We start from the raw sequence: 21,358 nt of genomic DNA, 5'->3' as shown, positions 1-21,358 counted from the left end.
TTAAAACAACTGTTATGAAGAATTTCTTTGTGAAATCGCACGGTTTAGGAAACGATTATATTATTTTAAACCAAAGTGAAATTGATTTTGACCTGACCGAAAAAGCGATTCAACGAATATGCGATGTGCATTACGGCATTGGTTCCGACGGGATTTTGCTGAAAGTGCCCAGCCTGAAAGCCAATTTCGGAGTACGTATTCTGAATCCCGACGGATCGGAAGCGGAGAAAAGCGGCAACGGACTGCGAATTTTTGCCAAATACCTCCACGATTACAAAATTGCCAAACCGCCGGTTTTTACAATCGAAACTGCCGGCGGACTGGTGCAGGCCGAAGTTACAGAAGAAATTAACGGGAAAGCACAATCGGTAAAAGTGGATATGGGAAATGCCATTTTTAATTCGCCTGAAATCCCGGTGAACTGTCAAAACCCGGAGTGCATCGACGAAACGTTGCACCTCGAATACAAAGATTACAAAGTTAGCTGCGTATCGGTAGGCAACCCGCACTGCGTGATTCTTACAGATAAACTCGACGAAAAAGAGGTAAAAACCTTCGGTCCGCAAATTGAAACCAACCCGATGTTTCCCAATCGCATCAATGTACAATTTGCAAAAGTACTTTCGCCCACCGAGGTGGAAGTTATGATATGGGAACGTGGCGCCGGCTGGACCCTGGCCTCCGGAAGTTCGTCCTGCGCAGTGGCATCGGTTTTGGTAAAAAAAGGATTGGCGCAGCCCAATCTGACGGTAAAAATGCCCGGCGGAAACCTGAAAATTGAAATTGACAGATCATGGTATATCCGAATGACAGGTGCCGTGAGGGAAATTGCCAACGGAACACTAAGCAATGAATTGCTGGAAGATATCCAATAATAGCAGAAGAATTATTAATTCTCCACTAAATTTCCTGTCTTTATTTAGATTAATTCCAAAATATTTAACACAAACACTATTTTTGTGTAGCAAAATTTTAAAGTTATGGCCGAAAAAAATTTACCTTTTTCAAAAGAACAACTGGAAAATATTATTGAAAATCACCCAACTCCTTTTCATATTTATGATGAAAAGGCAATCCGTGAAAATGCACGAAAATTCAAAAAAGCTTTCGACTGGAATGAAGGGTTTAAAGAATATTTTGCTGTTAAAGCAACTCCAAATCCTTACCTGGTAAAAATTTTGAGGGAAGAGGGTTTTGGTGCCGACTGCAGCTCGGAGGCTGAACTGGAACTGGTGAAACGTGTAGGTATGAGCGGCAACGAAATTATGCTGACTTCCAACGACACACCAGTGAGCGAATTCAGCAAGGCAAAAGAGATGGATGCCATAATCAACCTCGACGATATTTCGCACATTGAGTACCTGGAGAAAAATATAGGACTGCCCGAAACCATTTGCATGCGCTACAACCCGGGCGATTTAAAAGAAGGCAACCTGCTTATTGGCCACCCCGAAGAAGCCAAGTACGGTTTTACACACGAACAGATTATTGAAGGTTACCGAATACTGAAAAGCAAGGGAGTCAAAAATTTTGGCGTGCACACCATGGTGGCTTCCAATGAACTCGACCCCGACTATTTTATTGAAACAGCCGAACTGCTGTTTAACCTGATTGCCGAAGTGAATGAAAAAGCCGGCGTGGTGATTAGTTTTGCCAACCTGGGCGGAGGAATCGGCATTCCATACAAACCGGAACAGAAAGCCGTGGATATGGAATATGTAAGCGAAGGAATCAAAAAACTGTACGAAGAAAAAATCACTGCCAACGGTCTGCAGCCACTGAAACTGTATTTTGAATCGGGCAGAGCAATAACAGGGCCTTACGGCTACCTGGTAACAAAAGTGCTGCACCTGAAAGAAACGTACAAAAGGTTCGCCGGGCTCGACGCCAGCATGGTAGATTTAATGCGCCCGGGAATGTACGGTGCTTATCATCATGTTACTGTTGCCGGAAAAGAAAAAGAACCACATACCGAAAAATACGACGTAACCGGCTCGCTGTGTGAAAACAACGACAAGTTTGCCATCGACCGGATGCTGCCCGAGATTGAAGTTGACGATATTGTGGTCATTCACGATACCGGCGCCCACGGCCATGCCATGGGATTCAACTACAACGGCAAACTGCGCTCGGCCGAATTGCTGCTGCGCGAAAATGGGGAGGTGACTCAAATCCGCCGCCCACAAACGCTCGAAGATTATTTCGAAACCCTCGATTTTGACGGACTGAAAGATTTTAAAGCTTAAAAACTAAAGTCAGAATATTTCGCAGGCCGGGCAATTTTACCCGGCCTTTTTTGTAATTTTGTTTTTATGGCAGACAAAATTGAAATATTAAATCAGCTGAAAAAAAACCTTAAAGCAACTTTGGGCAGTAAAATTCAAAAAGTAATCCTTTTCGGTTCATATCTCCGAAATGAAGAAACTGCTTATTCTGATTTGGATGTATTAATTGTTACAAATAATATCCCCACCTGGAAAGAAAAAAATACCATCCGTGATATCTGTTTTGATATTTCTGTGGATTATGAAATAATGGTAGATTCAAAAATTATTTCTCAGAAAGAAATTGATAATAAATTTTGGGGGAAACACCCGATGATCACCGAGGCATTAAATAAAGGGGTGTATGCATTTTAGGATCGGGTTCGATGCAAAACGGGCATTTCTAAACTCCTCCGGGCTGGGTAACTACAGCCGCAACACATTAAATGCATTAAATAACTATTTTCCTGAAAATAACTACCTGCTTTTCACCCCAAAAGTGAAACCGGAACTTTTTGAAAACCACGAGCAGTTTCAGGTAGTTTCTCCACCCGGACTGTACAAAGGTTTTTTGAAATCAATTTGGCGCAGCTTTTTCCTTGCAAGGAAGCTGAAAAAATTCAACCTGAACCTTTTTCACGGACTGAGCAACGAGCTGCCTTCCGGCATTCAAAAAACAGGCATCCCTTCAGTAATTACCGTTCATGATTTAATTTTTATGCGCTATCCCGAATTTTACAAGCCGCTGGATCGCAAAATTTATTTCCGGAAGATGAAATATGCCTGCCAGTCTGCCGATAAAATCATAGCCATCAGCCGGCAAACCAAAAGCGATTTGGAATCTTTTTTTAAGGTTGCCCCGGAAAAAATTGAAATTATTCACCAGCCCGTTGCAGCCACTTTTTTCGAAAAACAGAATGCATCAAAAGTTTTCACCAATCACATTATTCCCGAAAATTATATTCTCTCGGTTGGAACAATTGAACCACGCAAAAATCAACTTGCACTGCTCAAAGCTGTTCAAAATTCAAAAATTGGAACCCCAATTGTTTTTGTAGGCAATCAAACAACCTATATTTCTGAGCTGAAAAAATTTATTGACAGAAACAACATGCAACGCCAGGTCTTTTTTCTTTCCGGATTGGCAGAAAATGAGTTGGCGGCACTTTACCGGAAAGCGCTGTTATCGGTTTATATTTCTGTTTTCGAGGGATTCGGACTTCCTGTCATCGAGTCGATGGCAAGCGGCTGTCCGGTGCTCACCTCATCAGTTTCCTGTTTGCCAGAAACAGCCGGCGATGCAGCCGTTTTATGCAATCCGGGAAATGTGGAAGATATTGGTAAAAAATTAAAATCATTCCTTGATGATGAAGCACTCCGAAAACAAATGATTCAGAAAGGTGTTGATCGGGCGAAGGATTTTCATCCTGAAATTTATGCTAAAAAATTAATTTCTTTGTACACCAGTTTATTGAAGTAAAAAACATGCAAAACGACATTAAAAAAGCGCTTGAAGTATTAAAAAGCGGTGGAGTAATCCTCTACCCCACCGACACCATTTGGGGGCTGGGCTGCGATGCCACCAACCCCGAAGCGGTACAAAAGATCTATAAAATTAAAAAGCGGGAAGATTCAAAAAGTATGCTGGTGTTGATGGAAAACCCTGCACTGCTTGAACGATATGTTGATGAAGTGCCCGAAGTGGCGTGGGATTTGGTGGAAATCAGCACCACACCGCTGACAGTGATTTACCCCGGCGCCAAAAACCTGGCAGCCAATTTAATTGCCAGCGACGGAAGTGTTGGCATCCGGTTTACAAAAGAAGATTTTACTACTAGACTGTTGCAGCGGTTTCGCCGCCCGATTGTCTCCACATCAGCGAATATCAGCGGGGAAAAAGCCCCGGCATTTTTCGATGAGATTTCAGAAGACATAAAAGAGCAGGCAGATTACATTGTGGAATACCGGCAGGATGATGTAATCCCGGCGCAACCATCGAGTATCATCAAACTGGGTCCCGGTGGGCAAATTGATATTATCCGGAAATAAAAAAAAGGTACTTAAAACTCAATTGAACAAAATCGATTGAACCTTAATTTCCAGGCACTTTTTTCGGTTCAGTTTAAATGTTTTTATCGACTCCGTACCCGTCCCGAACCGGACACCGAAGAATCGACCTGTGGATTTCCGCTGTAATAAACACTTCCCGAACCTGCGACTCGTGCTTTGAGTGTTTCAATTGCGTGAATACTGCAATTACCCGAGCCCGAAATATGTACCTCCACATTTTCAGCTTCAAAATCTTCAGCCTTCACATTTCCCGAACCGGAAATGCTGGCATTAAATTCTTCAGCCATTCCACCGTTTTCAATTACTAAACTGCCGGAACCCGAGACGGAAGCTTTTACACGTTCGGTACGCAAATCATTAAGTTTTATGTTACCGCTTCCACTCACTGCCATTGCCATTCTGCGCGAAGTAATGCGCTTGTCGGCAATAATATGGCCAGACCCGGAAACGGCCAATCCTTCAATGTCCGGAACCCGCACAAAAATTTCGATGCTTCCGGGATTAAACGACTGCCAAAAAAAGTTTCGGTTTTTAAAACGTATAACCAGTTCTCCGTTTTTGACTTCGGTTACAATGTCTTCGAGTGTTGACGATTTGGCCACAATTTCCACCCGCTGAGGATCGCCTTGTTCCAGATAAAGTTTTCCGGAAACATTCAGTGAAATACTGGAAAATTCAGATACATCCCGGACTTCTTTTTCTGCCAATGCGGGCAGCACAAGGATAGAACAAAAAAGAATCAGAAAAAATGAGGCAAATTTAGGTTTCATATTTTTACGTTTTTGTGATTATTACAAAGTTGACTTTGTAAGGACGCACGAAACCTCCGAATGTTTCAGATTTGAGGAAATAAAATTTTGAATCTCCAGAACGGGTTGGAATAAAGGAAACTAAACTAATCCTCCGATCAAACCTTCAGGTAAATCGAGGATTAAAATTTTGTTTTCAGGATCGAGGGAAACCATGAAATCTTCGTTAAACGGAACAAGGATTTCTTCATGTCCGCTGCCAACTGTCAGCACTGTGTTTCCCGAGAAATCTTCCACGTGGGAAATGGCACCGATTTCTCCGGTGTTTTTATCAAAAAGAGTAAACCCCTGCAACTCCGCCAAGCCGGAATCTTCTGGCTCATCAACTAATTCAGAAGTAAAAAGATACACATCAGTGCCCACAAGCCGCTGTGCGTATTTTTCAGAACCGACCCAATCAAAATTAACAAAAGCAGCTTTACCCGTTTTAACTTGCAGCCCGTTTTCGGCCACATAAAAAGGAACCAGTAAACCATCGATTTCCAGGAAAAAGCGGGTAGCCTCTTCCACCGAAAATTCAAACTGTTCTTCGAATTCGAGCACCAGCTCACCATGAACACCCCGTGTTTTCCGGATGAACCCGATTTTCGTGCAATCAGCTTTGGGTATTGTTTCCATAACGGCAAATATAGTTAACTACAAACAAAAAAACCACCGGCCTCATGACCGATGGTTTTATCCGTGGTAGAAATTTTTTCGTTAAGAATCGGCGCCCTTGTCTTTCGGAGCTTCTTCTTTCTTTTCTTCCTTTTCAGCTTCTTCAGATTTTGCTTCAGCAGCCGGAGCTTCAGGTTTTTCTTCCTCTTTCTCCTTTGCTTCTTCTTTTTCTTCAGCAGCTGGTTTTTCAGCACTTTCTTCTTTTGCCGGAGCAGCTTCTTCAGCCTTTTCTTCTTTTACAGGCTCAGCAGCTTTTTCTTCCTTTTCAGGTTCTTCGGTCGCTTTCGCTTTTTCTGCAGTTTCTGTTGCTTCTTCCGTTGCAGCAGCCTCAGTAGATTCTTCAGTGCTTTCTTCGGTAGTTGCAGCTTCTTCCTCGTCTTCCACTTCGCCTGCTAATTCGGCATTTTTGGCAGCAATTGCAGCAGCTCTTTCCTCGTTGAGTTTTGCTTCAGCCTCAAGTCGTTTTTTAAGCTCTGCATTGGTTTCGCCTTCAATACGTTCTTTTTGAGCCTGGATTTTGGCTTCTTTTTCAGTTAGCCATTTTTCCAGTCTGCGTTCAGCTTCCTCTTCGTCGAAAGCTCCTTTTTTCACTCCACCCATCAGGTGTTTTTTGTAGAGGACACCTTTGTAAGATAAAATTGCTCTTACAGTGTCAGTCGGTTGGGCACCTTTTACAAGCCAGTCGTAAGCCTTGTCAAAATCGAGATCTATTGTAGCAGGATTAGAGTTCGGATTATACATACCAATCCGTTCAATGTACCTGCCATCTCGTGGCGCCCTGCTATCTGCTACCACAATGTGGTAGAAAGCATAACGTTTGCGGCCATGCCGCGTTAATCTCATTTTTACTGGCATAATTCTAAAATTATTTTTTTGAAAATGTGGCGCAAAGATAGTATAAAATTCTGTTTGAGAAATGGATGCGATACTTTTTTCACCCATTTTTAAAATTGTAGCGATTGACACAAATGGTTCAATGCACGTAAATTAAAACACTACTTACTGCAAATGCCAACTGGCACTGAAAACTGTTCACTGCAACGGATCACTCCTTTAGGCTGGCAGCCGGGCTTTCCGCTTTACCTGTTTTCCACGCTCCCGTTTTTGCCGGGCCGTGCGTGGGCTCATTTCAATCGCCTCCGCCGGCCTGCAAAACTCTGGTCGCGGTGTGCAACAGGGTGCCGCTCCAATCCCTGCCAGATCGCTTCGGTCAGCAGATGTTCATCAAGTCATACCCTCACTTCGAGTGAGGGTATGAATAACTTCCCTTAAAAATGAAAAGCAAACCGCGTAAAAACCAAAACAGCAAAAATAATGACCAGTGCAAGGATTACAAACAGGTAATCATTTTTGATATTCTTCGAAATCAAAATCAGCACAGGAACCATAATCCCAAAAAACAGCGCATCCCTGATTCCGGCCGATGTTATTTCCAGCGTTCCGGATTGAATCCATTCAAAAACAATGGGGATAAAAAATGCCAGGATGATTGAAAAGATGATCAACTCAATCCACTTTACGATTTTTCTCGTGTTCATATTTTGTTGTGCTGTCCGTCTGGCGGATCAAACCGCCTGACGGGTTTTATCTGTTCGTGCAAAGATAGAAGAGAAATGTTTTTTTTATCCGTCTAGCGGTTGGATCCGCTTGACGGGTAATGCATGTTGATTACTGTTTGCGTTATACCAAAAAATAACATTGACAAATTGTTGCCGGTTTGTATAGACGCAAAATTTTGCGTCTCTGCACACTGCGCCTGATAACTGCCTACTTCACTCGCCCCGGGTTCTTTTTCACAAAATCGCCCCAGCTTTTGTACTCCTTGTTTTTTTGCGGTTTGCCTTGCTGAATAAAATGGCAGATGGCCACGGCTACGGCATCGGTTGCATCCAGCCCCTGGTCCAGGTCGGTTAAATGATACACCTTTTGCAGGAAATATTTCACCTGCTCTTTGGAGGCGCGCCCCATTCCGGTAATCGACTGTTTTACCAGCAGCGGCGCGTACTCATGAATGGGCACCGAGTGATGCAGTGCCGCCGCCATAATCACACCTTGCCCGCGCCCCAGTTTCAGCATACTCTGCACATTTTTCCCGTAAAACGGCGCTTCGATGGCCATCACATCCGGGCGGTACTCTTCCACGAGGTGCAACGCCCGTTCGTGCAAATGTTTCAACCGCTGGTAGTGGTCGGAAAATTTACCCGGTACCAGCGTTCCCATGTGCAGAATGACCGGCTGGTTGTTCCGGATTTCCACCAACCCGTACCCGGTAACCGTAGTCCCGGGGTCGATACCCAGTATTTTTAGTGGTTTTGTATCCATCAGGTTTTGCGGTCTTTTTTATCTAATTGCTGTACAAATATTCCTGAAACGATAAAGATCAATCCAATAAAAGTAGTGACGAATATGGTTTCTTTCAAAATAAAGTGAATAAAAATGAGCGAAACAAATGGCGCCAGAAACACGAGGTTGCCTATTTTGGCGTTGTTGGTGCTCAGGTGCATGGCTTTTAACCACAACACGTAGGTGATTCCCACTTCGAAAATCCCCACATAAATGGCGGCGTAAAAACTCTCGCCTGTCTCCACCCTGAAATCAGAAAACAGTGCCACAGCAATGGTGAGGTAAATTAATCCGAAAAAAAAGTTCAGGAAGAGTTTCACAATCTGGTCGCGTTTATCGCGCACGCTGAAAATCCAGTAAACCGACCAAAGGATGGAGCTGCTCAATGCCAGAAAAACACCATAAATATTGGTATTCTCAAACCCACGGATTCCGCCCTGCGATGAAATAAAAATCACCCCGATAAAACTGATAAAAAGTGCCACAATGCTCAATTTTCCGATTTTCTGCCCCAAAAACGGCACCGAAAGCAATGCCAGCACAATGGGCCAAACCATGTTGAGTGGTTGCGCCAGTTGGGCCGGCAAAAGTGAGTAGGCTTTAAACAGCACGAGGTAGTAAAAAAGCGGATTGAAAGCCCCCAGAAAAATAGAATTAAGCCAGTGTTTACGCGACTGCCGGAACAGCAATCGGGTCTTATTCTGCATAAGTAAAATAGCCAGCAATACAGCTACAGTAGTAGCCGAGGCATAAAAAATAAGCTGGATAAAATCCAGTTCGCGCAGGGCAATTTTAAAGGCGGTTGCTACGGTGGACCAGAAAAACACGGCCAACGCAGCATACACAAAAGCTTTGTTAGTCGAATTCATCCGGTTCAGTTTCCTCAGACATAAAAAACTCTTCTTCCGGGGTGGTTGTTTCATCGGGAAATACTTCGCGCAATTCGCGGTATTTCTCCCGCGATTCATCCACAAATACACTTCCCGGGTGGCTGGTAAGCATTTCTTTGTACAATATTTTTGCTTCCTCTTTTCTGTCTAACTGATAATTGTAAAGTTCGGCCTGTAAAAACAGTGCATCATCGGCCAGCAGTTCGTAGGCAAAATCGGTACGGATTTGCTCGAGGTATTCCGCTGCTTTTTCGTAATTGTTCCGTGATACTTCAATTTTCGATTTACGAAATAAAATATCATCTACCAGCGAGTGGTAAGTGTAGGTTTCGGCAATGGAATCGAGTGTTGCCAGGGCCAGCGAATCTTTGTTACGGAAGAAAAGCAGGTCGGCGCGGGAAAACATTTGCAGTGGAACAGCCGTGGTATCGAGGTTAAGGTTGTTACCAATGAGCATGGAAAGATCCATGGCATCGTTGGCGGTGAGTTTCGAAGTGCTCGCTTTCAGTACATCCAACTGTGCCTTGGCCCAGCTGAAGTTGCCCATATAGTAGCCCAGTTTGGCTTTTTTCAGTTTCACCTCGTCGCCCAGAGTATTCTTTTTATTGGCATCAATCACCTGCGAGTAGAGCAGCATGGCCTCCCACGGGTCGCCGGCATAAACGTAAATATCCGCCATCTCTGTTTTCAAAACTCCGGATTCTTCGGATTTTAACCGCGGAATTTCCAATCCCCGCTCTAAAACGGAAACAGCCTTTTCGGTTTCATCAAGGTAAAAGGCGAGCAGATGGGCATATTCCTGCATAACATTTAACGTGGCTGGTGAATATCCCAGCAGTTCCAGTCCTTCCTGAAATTCCCCGGCCAGTTTATCTGCTTCTGAAATATCATCCGGATTTTCCAGGGTAAAATGCATATATGATGCGTGAATTTTCTGGACAAACGACTGATTATAAAATGGGTTTGCTTCACCTTTTTCGAGAAGATAATCAAATGCGTTCCCGGCACTTTCATATTCTTTATTGTTCAGGGCCATGAGTCCCAGACGATAAATCTGAGCATCCTCTTCTCCGGTTCTCCGGTCGAGGGAAACCGATTGCCGCAGTGCCGCCGAGAACTGCCGTTCCTGGAGGAGAAACCAAATCATCAGCCGGTTGTAGCCGGTAACTTCAGGTTCATTTTGAATACGCTTTAAAACCTGTGTCCTGAATTTATCGCGCAGCGAGTCATCAACATCGAGGCGCATTGCAGAGGCCAGGCTGCTTTGCACTCGGTTAATCTGGGTTTCATCCTGCCGCACCAGGTTAAGGTACTCCTCCATCATATTTTCATAATCGCGTAAATACAGGTAAGATCTCGCCAGTTCATAATTAAACTCCTCGCCGGGAACAGTTTCGCGGCCTTGCAGGTAAACATTTTTCGCCCATTCATATTCACGCCACTGCAAAAAAGCATTGGCTGTAATCAGGTAATTTCCTTTGTTCCCAGGTATCATTTCAATAGCTTCGTTGTACTTTTCATCGCCTTCTTCAATATTCCCGCGCGCTCTTAAAACATAGCCCTGGTGAATTAAAAACTCGGGCGATGGCCGGTTAAATTTTTCAATTTCTTTTTTCACTTGCTCTTCGGCTTCATCAAATCGTTCGAGCTCGATGAGGGAAGTTAAATACATCCTGAAATAGTAGCTGTTTCGCGACAAATTGTACACCTCGAGCAACAGGGGAGCCGCCTTTTCATACTCATTTGAATTAAAATAGGAAAGCGCCAGTCTCGAATTGGTTTGTATTTCCTGTTGTTTGGTATTCTGTCCTGAAACAACATGTAAGCAAAACAGCATCAGTATGGTAAACAGAAATCGTTTCATATTCATTTTTGCAATACTACAAAAATAACATTGAAAACCGAACAATGGTTTTAGCAGTTGGTTTTAACATTTGAATTTTAAAAATTACTTTTGCATAAAAATATATGTTATGGCACATGAGCTGAGAGAAAGGCATAGACTGCCACGTTGGATGAAGATGAAAATGCCAAAAGGCGAAAGCTACTCCAAAGTCAAAAATCTGGTAAACGAGCACGGTTTACATACCATTTGTACCAGCGGGAATTGTCCGAATATTGGAGAATGCTGGAACAGGGGCACTGCCACTTTTATGATTCTGGGCGACATTTGCACCCGGCGCTGTAAATTTTGCGCGGTGAAGAGCGGCAAACCGCTTCCTCCCGATGAAAAAGAGCCTGAAAAACTGGCCGAATCAGTACGGATTATGGGTGTGAAACACTGCGTGATTACTTCGGTTGACCGCGATGATTTGGACGACCAGGGAGCCGGAACCTGGGCACGCACCATCCGGGAAGTGAAGCGGGTAAACCCCGAAACGCAAATCGAAGTGTTGATTCCCGATTTCAGGGGAAAAGAGGAATTGATTCAACAGGTTATCGATGCCGGCCCGGAAGTGGTTTCGCACAACCTCGAGACAGTGGAACGACTGACACCTTTTGTACGTTTTGCTTCGAAATACCGCCGCAGCCTCGATACTATAAGATACATCGCACAAAACCACAAAGTGGCCAAATCGGGCATCATGCTCGGACTGGGCGAAACGAAAGAGGAAGTGCTGCAAACCATGGATGACCTGCGCGAGGCCGGCTGCAAAGTGATGACAATCGGTCAGTACCTGGCGCCTACCGCCACGCACATGCCGGTAAAAGAATACATTAAACCGGAACAGTTTGCGGAATACCGCGAAATCGGCCTCGAAAAAGGATTTTCGTTTGTGGAAAGTTCGCCGCTTGTGCGGAGTTCTTACCGCGCAGAGCAGCATGTGAATGCATAGGGGAAAGCCCCATCCCAACCTTCCCCGAAAGGGAAGGAGAAAGATGAAGATGGTTTTTAAGGGTGAAATTTTTGATTTATAGAAATATTTAAGATACTGACCAAAACCTTATTTTTATTTTAAACTTTAGTAGCCAATTTTGCATGAATAATAGATGTAACCTTATTACCTTATTATTTTTTTGACTTAGGAAAAATGGCTTTATTTCAAATTTGTAGCAATAATGGCACAATTTAATTACAACGATATCGGTCTGAAAGACTACAAAGTAGTTTGGGACCAGCAGGAACAAATCCTTGCAGAAATAATTGCAGAAAAACGGGCAAGCAAACAACCGACTTCAAAAAACCAGTTTATTTTGGTGGAGCATCCGCATGTTTATACGCTTGGGAAAAGCGGCGACGAAAAAAACCTGCTGGCACACGGCGATTTACTGAAAAAAATTGAAGCCACTTTTTACAAAATCAACCGTGGCGGCGACATTACCTACCATGGGCCGGGCCAGTTGGTGGGCTATCCCATCATCGATTTGGAATATTACAAAATCGGGGTGCGCGAATACATCGAAAAAATGGAAGATGCCATAATTGCCACTATCGCTGAATACGGTTTGGAAGGTGGACGAAAAGAAGGTGCCACCGGCGTTTGGCTCGATTTTGATCACCCTTCCCGCGCCCGGAAAATCTGCGCCATTGGTGTGCGCGTGAGCCGCTATGTGACCATGCACGGCTTTGCGCTCAATGTAAATACCGACATGCGCTATTTCAGCTACATCAACCCCTGCGGCCTCACTTTTGGTGTAACTTCCATTCAGCAGGAACTCGGAAAAGAAATTCCGATGGATGAGATGAAAGAGATTGTAAAAGAAAAGTTTAACCAGATTTTTTAACAGGTTAAATCTCAAGTGAGATAAAATAAATTTTAAAATTATGATTAGAATAAAATATTGGATTATTATCTTTTCAATTTTGGGGCTGGGGTTTTTGTCTGTTTCTACATCTGCGCAACACACTGAAGATAAAGGGCATCCTCTAAAGGTATTAAGTTACAACCTTCGGTTTGGAGAACTTGCTTCACTGGAAGAACTGGCAGAATTTATTAAAAGTGAAAACCCCGACGTGGTTGCTCTTCAGGAAGTTGATGTACGAACAAACCGGGAACGGGCTCCACACCAAAATGGGAAAGATTTTATTACTGAACTGGGGTTCCGTACCGGAATGTTAACAGCTTATGCCCGAACAATTGATTACTCGGGAGGATATTACGGAATAGGAATTCTGTCAAAATATCCGTTTGAAAAAACCCGGAAAATTTTGCTTCCTGTTCCCGAAGGTTCGAATGAACAACGTGCACTTTTATTAGCTGATGTCGAATTACCTACCGGCCAACAATTCACTTTCATTTCTACTCATCTCGACCACTCTTCATCCAAGGTGCGCACTATTCAGGCAAAAGCAATTAACAAGGCCCTCAAAAAAATTAAACAACCGCTAATAATTGCCGGCGACTTTAACGGACAACCTGATTCTCCCGAAATTAGCAAGGGCATGAGAAACTGGCTCCAGGCCTGCAGCCCTGATTTTACCATTCCTTCACAAAATCCAAAATCCAAGATTGACTACATTTTTTACCGACCAGCCAAAAACTGGAAAGTGAAAAATTCATATACACCACAGGTTACCTTGTCAGATCATTTGCCTGTAGTTGCAGAAATGGAAATTCATTAATCAACATAAAAGAAACACCCCCTAACCTGCTCAAATTCAACAGGAAGCTTAAATTTTAGTATTTTGGCTACTACCCCAATTGAATTTCCTCACATCGCTTTGAAATAAATTAACGATTAGTCAATTGGCTTATTGTAAATTTTACTACAAGCGCGCAAATTGCTAAAAAATAACAAATTGTGATTTTAACTTAAAGATAAATTTAAAAAGATATTGTGATTAATGTTAAAATATGTTTAAGTTTATTATTTTTATGCCTTCTTTGCAATAACACAAACAAAAGAAAGAAACATGGATTTAGAAAGAATTTCAGTTCAAACACTTAACAATAATACCCCATAGAAAAGCTTAGTTAAATAACATAAAAAACAGGAAGGAGGTAGCTATGAAAAAATAGCCAAAATTCATTTTTGGTTAAAAACATTAAAAAATTGTTCGAAAAGAGTAAAATTCAGATTAAAACATGTTTTCAAAATTTCACACAAACTTGTTTGAGTAAATAAAATCCAATTTAAATTTTAAAAATTAAATCAATGAATAAGTTGAAAATTATAACGTTACTAGCATTTTTGTTTTTCGCTTTTCAGGGATGGGCGCAACAAAAAACGGTACATGGTACCGTTACTGATACAAGAGGAGAACCCATTCCGTACGTAAATGTGGTTATCAAAGGTGCAACAATAGGGACCGCAACCAACGAACTGGGAGAATACGAATTATCAGTTAATGAAGATGTTACACTTATTTTCAGTAGCCTTGGATATAAAGACAATGAAATAAACACAGCTGGTAAAACACAGATTGATGTAGTACTTATAGAAGACAACATTGATGTGGGTGAAGTTGTGGTCATGGGTTACAACTCGGTTGAGCGACAGCACCTTGCTTCATCCGTTGAAACGGTTGAAATGGATAAAGTAGAAAACCGTCCTATATTTAAGCTCGAGGAAGCATTTAGTGGTACCGTAGCCGGTGCAACGCTTATGCAGGGGAGCAACTTGCCGGGTAGTGTGCCGGGTACAATCTCTATCAGAGGGCTTAGCACCTTACAAGACGCTGAACCACTGGTAATTGTGGACGGAATGGAACAATCGTTAACCGATATCGATCCAAATCAGATTAAGAGTATCAGCGTATTGAAAGATGCGGCTTCTGCTTCGATGTATGGCTCCCGGGGGGCCAACGGTGTAATTATTATTGAAACAGAACGCGGTAGCACCGGTGAATTCAAAGTTAACCTGCACAGTTGGGCGGCTTTTCAAAAACCAATTGATTTGCCCGATTTTGTAGGCTCCTCCAATTACATGCGCCTGAATAACGAAGCCAGGCAAATGCAGGGACAAGAGCCTCTTTTTACACAAGAAGAAATTTCAATGGCTGATAACGGCAATTATACCAACACCGATTGGCTGGATGCCGTTATGCAGAAAACAGCTTACTCGCATAATACTTCGGCAAACATTTCCGGTGGTGGGGGTGTCGGCACATTCAACTTAATGTTAGGATACGTGGAAGAAAGTGGACTAAATACTATTGAAGGGACACAGAAATTTAGTGCACGATTTAACACAAACATTAATATTGCTGATCGTTTTGTGCTCCTTGCCGATTTTTATGCCCACAGGCTCCAGGTTGACAGGCTTTATGCCAACGACGACGGGCATGGCCTTTATCAAATTGCCTGGCGAATGAACCCAACACAAGACATTTTCTATGACAAAGAAAATTTAGACATTGAAGACCATTATATTCTTCATAATAACATGAACCCAATGGCTTCAATTAAATATGGAGGAACAAAAAACAACCTGCACGACAGAAGTACAATCAACCTGAGACCAAGATATTACATTAATGACAATCTGCATATTTCAGGTAATGTGTCGTATATGATTAATAAATCAGCGGATAAATATAAAAGGGAAACCTTTAAATTTTTTGATGGCGATGGCAAACCTGTCGATGTTTGGTCAAATGCAGTAGGTGCTTCTCAGGGAGTAAGTGTGAGTCAAATTACAGCACGAGGCCTTCTGAACTACGAAAAAAACTTACGCCAGGAACAGGATAAAATTTATTTAGTAGTTGGTTCTGAAATAATGAATTATACCTACACCGATTACCGGGAAATTGCGAAATCTTCATTTTTCGGAAAATTAAACTACTCTTTTGATAACCGCTATCTTTTAGAAACCACAGTGAGAACCGACGGCAGCAGTAAATTTGCGCCAGGCAAACGCTGGGGATTCTTCCCCTCGGCATCTTTGGGATGGAACCTTCATAACGAAAGTTTTATGGAATCACTAAAAAGCCAGGGAGTTATTGATAATTTTAAAATACGTGCTTCGTATGGTTTAATTGGAAATGAAAACGTTTCACCTTATTTGTGGCAGGAAATTGTGAATACCTGGGGCTGGACAATGCGTGTGCCCAATCCAGATTTTACATGGGAAAAACAACGCCAGGCCAACCTGGGAGTTGATATTACCACCCTCAAAAACAGGCTGAACATCACATTTGATGCCTACAATAAGTATTCTTATGATTTAATTTACTCTGATTTCCCGGTCCCGCCACTCACTGGGTCATATTATCTAACTTCTTCAGTTAATATTGGTGAAGTTGAAAATAAAGGATGGGAAGTTTCTGCAAACTGGTCAGACAAAATAGGTGAATTCTCCTATAGTATTGGCGCGATGGTTTTTGACAATCAAAACAAGGTTTTGAAAGCCGGTTATGCAGAATCTGATACCTTAATTTTCAAAAATAATAACGATAAAATCTGGTTTAAGGGAATTCCGGTAGATAATTATTACGGATATGAAAGTGATGGTTATTTCAGCAACGAAGCTGATGTAGAAGCAACCGAAGCCAAATTGCCCAATACCCTTCCGGGTGACATCAAATATGTTGATCAAAACAACGATGGAATTATAAATGACCAGGATAAAGTAATTCTTGGCGATCCATTCCCGCATTATAATTATTCAGTAAGTATCGATCTGCAATATAAGCGCTGGGACTTTTCAATCCTTGGTCAGGGTGTTGGTAAACGTACCGGTCGTTTGAACGGAATGGAAGGTTATCCTGTATTAATGGATGGTTCAAGTAATTCACTGGGGGCTCCCCGGGAATATTACATGGAAAACCGCTGGACTCCTGATAATCAGAACAGCCGCTTCCCCCGCGTATGGACAGGTTCAAGCACAAATGCCCGCCTTAGCGATGTATGGTTAAGTGACGCTTCATTTTTCAGGATGAAAACCATCCAGTTAGGTTATTCTATACCAAAAATAGGGGATAATATCAGAAACGTACGCTTTTATGTCAATGCCCAGGATGCCATCACCTTTACCAACTGGGAAGGGCTGGAACCTGAAAGAAATGGTGGAAATGGCAATTATCCAAGGATGGCGACATATAGTATCGGTGTAAAAGCAACAATATTTTAAAAATTTAAATAGATTTTTCAAGATGAAAAAAATAATATTAATTCTGCTTATAACAACTACGTTAGTTGGATGCGAAGATTTTCTGGATAAAAGAGATCCCACAGCCACTTCATTTGTTGAATTTTTCAATGATGAAGAAGACCTGCGAAGAGTGATTTACAGTAGCTACCTGGATGTTTTTACTTTAACATCAAACCGAAGGACCATGATCTACATGCATGACGGTAAATCGGACAATGCCTACAGCCGACTTGAGGGAGACCACCACCAACGATTGGCAAATGGCAACTTCAATAGCAATACAGATGCTTTCCTCTATTATTACGAGTTACAGATGAAACACCTGGGGCGTTTGAACACTTTTATTGCTAATGCCGATGTGCCTTATGTTGAGAATGAGTCTGTACGACAAAAATACAAGAGTATTCTTGAAGCATTACGCATTTGGCATTACTTCAAATTGACTTTCCGCTGGGGTGATGTGCCATTTCACCTGGAACCTGCCGATTTAGCTGATGCCACTCAGCCAGCTACACCAAAAGAGGAAATTTTAGATGAACTCTTCCCTCTTGCCGAAGAAATAGCCAGCAGATTACCTGCCGAAGAATATACTACTGACAAATACATGTTTAATAAATATTCACTCAAAGCGCTGACCATGCGTTATGCACTGTATAACGAACGGTACGAACTTGCAGCACGGCTGGCTAAAGAAATTATGGATAGTGGGAATTATTCGTTGCATCCTGTTTATGGCGATCTATTCCAATATGAGGCATGTTCAAACAATAACGAATTTATTATGCACCTGAACAGGGAAAGTAACGGAAACAGGGCAACCTATGGTTTCAGGGATCTCGGACCGCACTATCGCACAGGTCCCGGTCAGTCTTATCTCGTTCCGCTAAAATCGCTGGTTGATTCCTATTGGACCCTACAGGGTAATCCAATCAACGATTGCCCATTACATTCAAAAGAAGAATACGAATTAAATCCATCGCTTAATCGTGACCCACGCTACAGTTCAAGTATAATGGGGCACGGCGATATTTTCTATGGTGATACCATTGATATTTACAATGAAAATAATCCCATGTTCTACGAAAACCAACGTGCAAGTAGCTCAGGATATTGGTTCAAAAAGTATGTTTCGGAAGCCGATGCATTTAAGAGCAGTGGAAATATGGAATTTGCTTTTTTACGTTATGCCGAGGTATTGCTAACGTATGCAGAAGCAAAAATCATGATGAACGATGTAGATGAGCTGGCCAAAAGCTGCATAAACCAGATTAGAGAACGGGCAGGTTTGGATATGAGCGAGGCGGATGTTACGCTGCCAAAGTATGACTCATACAGCCAGCAAGACTGGATTGAATTAATAAGGAATGAACGTCGAGTTGAATTTGCCGCCGAAGGATTGCGGTATAACGATATCATCAGATGGCACACTGCCGAAGAGGTATTAAATCAACCCGCATTGGGCCATACCCGAAAAGAAAACGGACAGCTGGTATCGTTGAAAATCGAAGACAGGTCATTCAACTCTCACAACTATTTATGGCCTTTCCATGAAAATAGTTTACGGGTTAATCCGGGGTTAAGGCAAAATCCGGGTTACTAATAAATTTATAGCACAAAAGAGGGTTAATGAAAAAATTGACCCTCTTTTTCAATTTTTTATTTTTTAGCTAAATTGCACCGAATGAAACCAATAACTAAAATAAACCGAAGAAGATTTTTAAAAACCACAGGCATCGGCCTGGCTGGGTTACCGTTGGCAACAAATGCCATCACAAAAATTACTCCCGCCGACAAAATCAGAGTGGCACATATTGGCACCGGAAATATGGGCAGTTCGCACATCCGCTGGTTTTCTGCGTTTCCCGATGTGGAAACAATTGCACTTTGCGATGTGGACAAACTCCGGCTAAACGATGCAAAAAAGCTGCTCCAGTCGCGCAATCCGTCAGCAAACCCTGATTTGTATTCTGATTTCAGGTATATCATCGACAGAAAAGATATTGACGTGGTTACCTGTGCCACACCCGACCATTGGCATGCGATGGTGGCCATTATGGCGTTTGAATCGGGTAAAGACGTGTATGGCGAAAAACCTTTGTCGTACTCCCCCAGAGAAGGACAGGTGATGCTGGAAGCCTTGAAACACCACAACCGTATTTTTCAGTTGGGGACGCAAATTCATGCCGGCGAAAATTACCACCGTGTAGCCGAAATCATACAATCGGGCGCATTGGGAAAAATAAACACGGTCAGGTTGTGGAAAACAGGAGGAACAAAAGGACTGGGTTTTCCTCCCAACGAAATGCCTCCCGAACATCTCGACTGGGATATGTGGCTCGGCCCGGCTCCCTATTCTGAATACACCCCGGTTAAATGCCATGGCACCTTTCGCAGCTTTTTCGATTATTCAGGCGGTGTTTTTGCCGATTTCTGGTGCCACATTGCCGATATCATGTACATGTCAGTCAGTCCGGAAAACCTGACTTCCATTGATGCACGCGGTGAAGTTCCCGACGACGGTATTGCCGACACCCCAAAATGGATTGACGTGGATTTCAAATTCAAAGACCTGGACGTTTTCTGGACCACCAAACCACCCCAGGTGCCCAATGCTGAAAATATGCACATTGGGGCTCATTTCGAGGGAGAAAAAGGCACACTGACCTGCGATTATGAAAATCGCATCATTAAAATCGGGAACGAAACTTTTTCTGATTTGCCAGAGGTTCCTAAAACTTTACCCCGATCGCCGGGGCACCAGCGTAATTTTCTCGATGCTGTAAAATCGCGTAATCAACCCGAAAGCAACCTGGAGTATGCCCGAAAAATGACGCTTCCCATGCACCTGGCACTTATTTCATTCAGGCTGAAACGTAAACTCAGCTGGGACAGTACCCGGGAAGAATTCAAAAACGACTCTGCGGCCAACTTTTTACTGGCAAGAAAATACCGTTCTCCCTGGAAACTTCCGGATTATTAACATCAAAAATCAATTCTGATGAAAAGAATCTTAGCTCTTGCAATAATTTTAGCATTTTCAATTGGGGGATTTTCACAGGAACACAAGCAATTTATTTCCCTTTTCAATGGGAAAGACCTTACGGGCTGGACAATGCCCGGTGAAGTGCCCGGTTTTGAAGTAATTGATGGTATTATGGTTGCCGAACCATCCAACGGCAGCGATATTTTTACAAAAGAAGAGTTTGCCAATTATATTTTTCGGTTCGAATACCTGCTCTCAGAGGTAGGAAACAGCGGTGTTTTAATCCGTTGCAATCACGAAAATCCCTGGGAGACTGGCGTGGAGGTGCAGCTTTTGGCACCCTGGACACCATACCGCGATGATTTACATTGCACGGGGTCACTTTACGGACATGTAGCTGTTACCAACCGTCCCGACGAAACCACCGGAATCTGGCACCAAATGGAAATCAGGTGCGACAGGAACCTAATTACTGTTTCGGTTGACGGGCAAGTAACTACCAAGGCCAATATCGATACGGTGGGAAGCATGAAAAATAAACATATTACCGGTGCAATCGGGTTTCAGTCGAACCACAGTAAAAAAGGAGAATCTGCCCGTTTCAGGAATATTTCTATCCGAAATCTCGATTTGGAGCCGGAGTATGTGAAGGCAGGTTTTTTTGAAGAAGATGCCCGGTATAGAAAACCAGCCCATGCAGCTGCCCTTAAAATTGGAGCTCCCATGATTGAGCCGCTTGCTCAATTGCTTTCCGCTAAAAGTCCGGTGGCACAAAGCGGGGCCAAACAAGTGCTTTTTGACCTTGTTGCCGAATCAACCGCTCCCGATAGCTCAGGAGCAAAAAAAGATGCAGTTGCCAAAAGTCTGGAGAAAAGCCTAAGAAATTGTTCAGAAGCTAGTGCTTCTCAATTCCTTGAGTGGTTGCTAAAAATGACAAAAAGCGAAAATTAGTAAAAAAATTGCTGAACCAAAATGCGTTTATTGGATGAAATTTGGTGTTATCTGACATATCCCAAATTTTCCAAATAATTTAGCCCTTTCAAATTTGTCACATTTATTTTTTGTAAAACTGAATAAGTTCAAGCATAGTCATAAAAACTGGTAATCATTGAATATTAATCTATTTGAAGTGCCATCAGGTTTTTGTCACAAAAGTTTTTTATTTTTTTCAAAAGCAAATATTATCTTTGGAATTATTTCCTAAATGAGGGAGAATTCAATTTAAAATACTTATAAAATCAATACAATGAGTTTCGATAAAAAATCATCCAGAAGAAGATTTCTGAAAAGCGCATTGGTAGCCGGAGC

At 42.6% G+C, this 21,358-nt stretch carries 19 protein-coding genes; 12 read left to right on the top strand and 7 right to left on the bottom strand.

The genetic code is table 11. The annotated features are described in order from the left end of the window. The first annotated feature begins 14 nt into the window (after positions 1 to 14). The 5 genes from dapF to BUC07_RS11625 all read left to right on the top strand — a co-directional run bounded on the left by dapF (position 15) and on the right by BUC07_RS11625 (position 4,313). A complete protein-coding gene (gene dapF / locus BUC07_RS11645) occupies positions 15 to 875 on the top strand; it encodes a diaminopimelate epimerase (protein WP_073169596.1) in 861 nt (286 codons plus the stop codon). Between the two features lie 105 nt (positions 876 to 980). Continuing rightward, positions 981 to 2,246: a diaminopimelate decarboxylase gene (gene lysA / locus BUC07_RS11640; RefSeq protein ID WP_073169593.1), complete on the top strand. Its 1,266-nt coding sequence runs from the start codon at positions 981 to 983 to the stop codon at positions 2,244 to 2,246. Positions 2,247 to 2,312: 66 nt separating this feature from the next. Then, positions 2,313 to 2,639, top strand: a complete 327-nt coding sequence (locus BUC07_RS11635; protein ID WP_073169591.1) for a nucleotidyltransferase domain-containing protein — start codon at positions 2,313 to 2,315, stop codon at positions 2,637 to 2,639. Further along, positions 2,629 to 3,744, top strand: a complete 1,116-nt coding sequence (locus BUC07_RS11630) for a glycosyltransferase family 4 protein (RefSeq protein ID WP_073169589.1) — start codon at positions 2,629 to 2,631, stop codon at positions 3,742 to 3,744. The genes BUC07_RS11635 and BUC07_RS11630 overlap by 11 nt, the downstream gene beginning before the upstream one ends. A 5-nt stretch (positions 3,745 to 3,749) precedes the next feature. Then, complete coding sequence (locus BUC07_RS11625) at positions 3,750 to 4,313, top strand: L-threonylcarbamoyladenylate synthase (RefSeq protein ID WP_073169587.1); 564 nt, start codon at positions 3,750 to 3,752, stop codon at positions 4,311 to 4,313. An 83-nt stretch (positions 4,314 to 4,396) separates the two neighbouring features. Here BUC07_RS11625 and BUC07_RS11620 read toward each other — a convergent pair whose 3' ends face one another. The 7 genes from BUC07_RS11620 to BUC07_RS11590 all read right to left on the bottom strand — a co-directional run bounded on the left by BUC07_RS11620 (position 4,397) and on the right by BUC07_RS11590 (position 10,897). Then, complete coding sequence (locus BUC07_RS11620; RefSeq protein ID WP_073169585.1) at positions 4,397 to 5,104, bottom strand: head GIN domain-containing protein; 708 nt, start codon at positions 5,102 to 5,104, stop codon at positions 4,397 to 4,399. A gap of 120 nt (positions 5,105 to 5,224) precedes the next feature. Further along, on the bottom strand, positions 5,225 to 5,761 hold the full coding sequence (locus BUC07_RS11615) for a ribosome maturation factor RimM (RefSeq protein ID WP_073169583.1): 537 nt from the start codon (positions 5,759 to 5,761) through the stop codon (positions 5,225 to 5,227). A gap of 81 nt (positions 5,762 to 5,842) precedes the next feature. Next, a complete protein-coding gene (locus tag BUC07_RS11610; protein WP_317039648.1) occupies positions 5,843 to 6,643 on the bottom strand; it encodes a 30S ribosomal protein S16 in 801 nt (266 codons plus the stop codon). Positions 6,644 to 7,068: 425 nt separating this feature from the next. Beyond that, positions 7,069 to 7,338 carry a hypothetical protein gene (locus BUC07_RS11605; RefSeq protein ID WP_073169581.1) on the bottom strand — a complete coding sequence of 90 codons (270 nt, stop codon included), beginning with the start codon at positions 7,336 to 7,338 and terminating at the stop codon, positions 7,069 to 7,071. Between the two features lie 229 nt (positions 7,339 to 7,567). Continuing rightward, a complete protein-coding gene (gene ruvC / locus BUC07_RS11600; protein ID WP_073169579.1) occupies positions 7,568 to 8,122 on the bottom strand; it encodes a crossover junction endodeoxyribonuclease RuvC in 555 nt (184 codons plus the stop codon). Then, entirely contained in the window at positions 8,122 to 9,012 is an 891-nt protein-coding gene (locus tag BUC07_RS11595; protein WP_073169577.1) for a DMT family transporter, read from the bottom strand. The genes ruvC and BUC07_RS11595 overlap by 1 nt, the downstream gene beginning before the upstream one ends. Further along, positions 8,999 to 10,897 carry a tetratricopeptide repeat protein gene (locus BUC07_RS11590; protein WP_175552523.1) on the bottom strand — a complete coding sequence of 633 codons (1,899 nt, stop codon included), beginning with the start codon at positions 10,895 to 10,897 and terminating at the stop codon, positions 8,999 to 9,001. The genes BUC07_RS11595 and BUC07_RS11590 overlap by 14 nt, the downstream gene beginning before the upstream one ends. A 109-nt stretch (positions 10,898 to 11,006) precedes the next feature. On the opposite strand from BUC07_RS11590, the gene lipA reads away from it, so the two are divergent. The 7 genes from lipA to BUC07_RS11555 all read left to right on the top strand — a co-directional run bounded on the left by lipA (position 11,007) and on the right by BUC07_RS11555 (position 21,001). After that, positions 11,007 to 11,870 (top strand): lipoyl synthase, encoded by an 864-nt coding sequence (lipA, locus tag BUC07_RS11585; RefSeq protein ID WP_073169573.1) that lies wholly within the window; start codon positions 11,007 to 11,009, stop codon positions 11,868 to 11,870. A 223-nt stretch (positions 11,871 to 12,093) separates the two neighbouring features. Further along, entirely contained in the window at positions 12,094 to 12,759 is a 666-nt protein-coding gene (gene lipB, locus BUC07_RS11580; RefSeq protein ID WP_073169571.1) for a lipoyl(octanoyl) transferase LipB, read from the top strand. 40 nt (positions 12,760 to 12,799) lie between these two features. After that, on the top strand, positions 12,800 to 13,597 hold the full coding sequence (locus BUC07_RS11575) for an endonuclease/exonuclease/phosphatase family protein (RefSeq protein WP_073169568.1): 798 nt from the start codon (positions 12,800 to 12,802) through the stop codon (positions 13,595 to 13,597). Between the two features lie 533 nt (positions 13,598 to 14,130). Then, complete coding sequence (locus BUC07_RS11570; protein ID WP_073169566.1) at positions 14,131 to 17,046, top strand: SusC/RagA family TonB-linked outer membrane protein; 2,916 nt, start codon at positions 14,131 to 14,133, stop codon at positions 17,044 to 17,046. Positions 17,047 to 17,068: 22 nt separating this feature from the next. After that, complete coding sequence (locus BUC07_RS11565) at positions 17,069 to 18,667, top strand: RagB/SusD family nutrient uptake outer membrane protein (RefSeq protein ID WP_073169565.1); 1,599 nt, start codon at positions 17,069 to 17,071, stop codon at positions 18,665 to 18,667. 81 nt (positions 18,668 to 18,748) lie between these two features. Continuing rightward, on the top strand, positions 18,749 to 20,047 hold the full coding sequence (locus BUC07_RS11560; protein ID WP_073169563.1) for a Gfo/Idh/MocA family protein: 1,299 nt from the start codon (positions 18,749 to 18,751) through the stop codon (positions 20,045 to 20,047). A gap of 18 nt (positions 20,048 to 20,065) precedes the next feature. Further along, complete coding sequence (locus BUC07_RS11555; RefSeq protein ID WP_073169560.1) at positions 20,066 to 21,001, top strand: 3-keto-disaccharide hydrolase; 936 nt, start codon at positions 20,066 to 20,068, stop codon at positions 20,999 to 21,001. Positions 21,002 to 21,358: the final 357 nt, after the last annotated feature.

This window comes from Tangfeifania diversioriginum (genome assembly GCF_900141875.1).
GTDB classification, from domain to species: domain Bacteria; phylum Bacteroidota; class Bacteroidia; order Bacteroidales; family Prolixibacteraceae; genus Tangfeifania; species Tangfeifania diversioriginum.
The sequence above is the reverse complement of the archived record's forward strand: the minus strand, read 5'-3'. Positions and strand labels throughout refer to the sequence as shown.

What these genes read in the sequence shown, in the direction of transcription:
- BUC07_RS11575 (WP_073169568.1), top strand. Translation starts at nt 12,800, where the DNA reads ATGATTAGAATAAAATATTGGATTATTATCTTTTCAATTTTGGGGCTG.
- BUC07_RS11620 (WP_073169585.1), bottom strand. Translation starts at nt 5,104, where the DNA reads ATGAAACCTAAATTTGCCTCATTTTTTCTGATTCTTTTTTGTTCTATC.
- BUC07_RS11565 (WP_073169565.1), top strand. Translation starts at nt 17,069, where the DNA reads ATGAAAAAAATAATATTAATTCTGCTTATAACAACTACGTTAGTTGGA.
- BUC07_RS11570 (WP_073169566.1), top strand. Translation starts at nt 14,131, where the DNA reads ATGAATAAGTTGAAAATTATAACGTTACTAGCATTTTTGTTTTTCGCT.
- BUC07_RS11635 (WP_073169591.1), top strand. Translation starts at nt 2,313, where the DNA reads ATGGCAGACAAAATTGAAATATTAAATCAGCTGAAAAAAAACCTTAAA.
- lipB (WP_073169571.1), top strand. Translation starts at nt 12,094, where the DNA reads ATGGCACAATTTAATTACAACGATATCGGTCTGAAAGACTACAAAGTA.
- BUC07_RS11595 (WP_073169577.1), bottom strand. Translation starts at nt 9,012, where the DNA reads ATGAATTCGACTAACAAAGCTTTTGTGTATGCTGCGTTGGCCGTGTTT.
- BUC07_RS11555 (WP_073169560.1), top strand. Translation starts at nt 20,066, where the DNA reads ATGAAAAGAATCTTAGCTCTTGCAATAATTTTAGCATTTTCAATTGGG.
- BUC07_RS11630 (WP_073169589.1), top strand. Translation starts at nt 2,629, where the DNA reads ATGCATTTTAGGATCGGGTTCGATGCAAAACGGGCATTTCTAAACTCC.
- BUC07_RS11605 (WP_073169581.1), bottom strand. Translation starts at nt 7,338, where the DNA reads ATGAACACGAGAAAAATCGTAAAGTGGATTGAGTTGATCATCTTTTCA.
- BUC07_RS11615 (WP_073169583.1), bottom strand. Translation starts at nt 5,761, where the DNA reads ATGGAAACAATACCCAAAGCTGATTGCACGAAAATCGGGTTCATCCGG.
- dapF (WP_073169596.1), top strand. Translation starts at nt 15, where the DNA reads ATGAAGAATTTCTTTGTGAAATCGCACGGTTTAGGAAACGATTATATT.
- lysA (WP_073169593.1), top strand. Translation starts at nt 981, where the DNA reads ATGGCCGAAAAAAATTTACCTTTTTCAAAAGAACAACTGGAAAATATT.
- BUC07_RS11610 (WP_317039648.1), bottom strand. Translation starts at nt 6,643, where the DNA reads ATGAGATTAACGCGGCATGGCCGCAAACGTTATGCTTTCTACCACATT.
- lipA (WP_073169573.1), top strand. Translation starts at nt 11,007, where the DNA reads ATGGCACATGAGCTGAGAGAAAGGCATAGACTGCCACGTTGGATGAAG.
- BUC07_RS11590 (WP_175552523.1), bottom strand. Translation starts at nt 10,897, where the DNA reads ATGAAACGATTTCTGTTTACCATACTGATGCTGTTTTGCTTACATGTT.
- BUC07_RS11560 (WP_073169563.1), top strand. Translation starts at nt 18,749, where the DNA reads ATGAAACCAATAACTAAAATAAACCGAAGAAGATTTTTAAAAACCACA.
- ruvC (WP_073169579.1), bottom strand. Translation starts at nt 8,122, where the DNA reads ATGGATACAAAACCACTAAAAATACTGGGTATCGACCCCGGGACTACG.
- BUC07_RS11625 (WP_073169587.1), top strand. Translation starts at nt 3,750, where the DNA reads ATGCAAAACGACATTAAAAAAGCGCTTGAAGTATTAAAAAGCGGTGGA.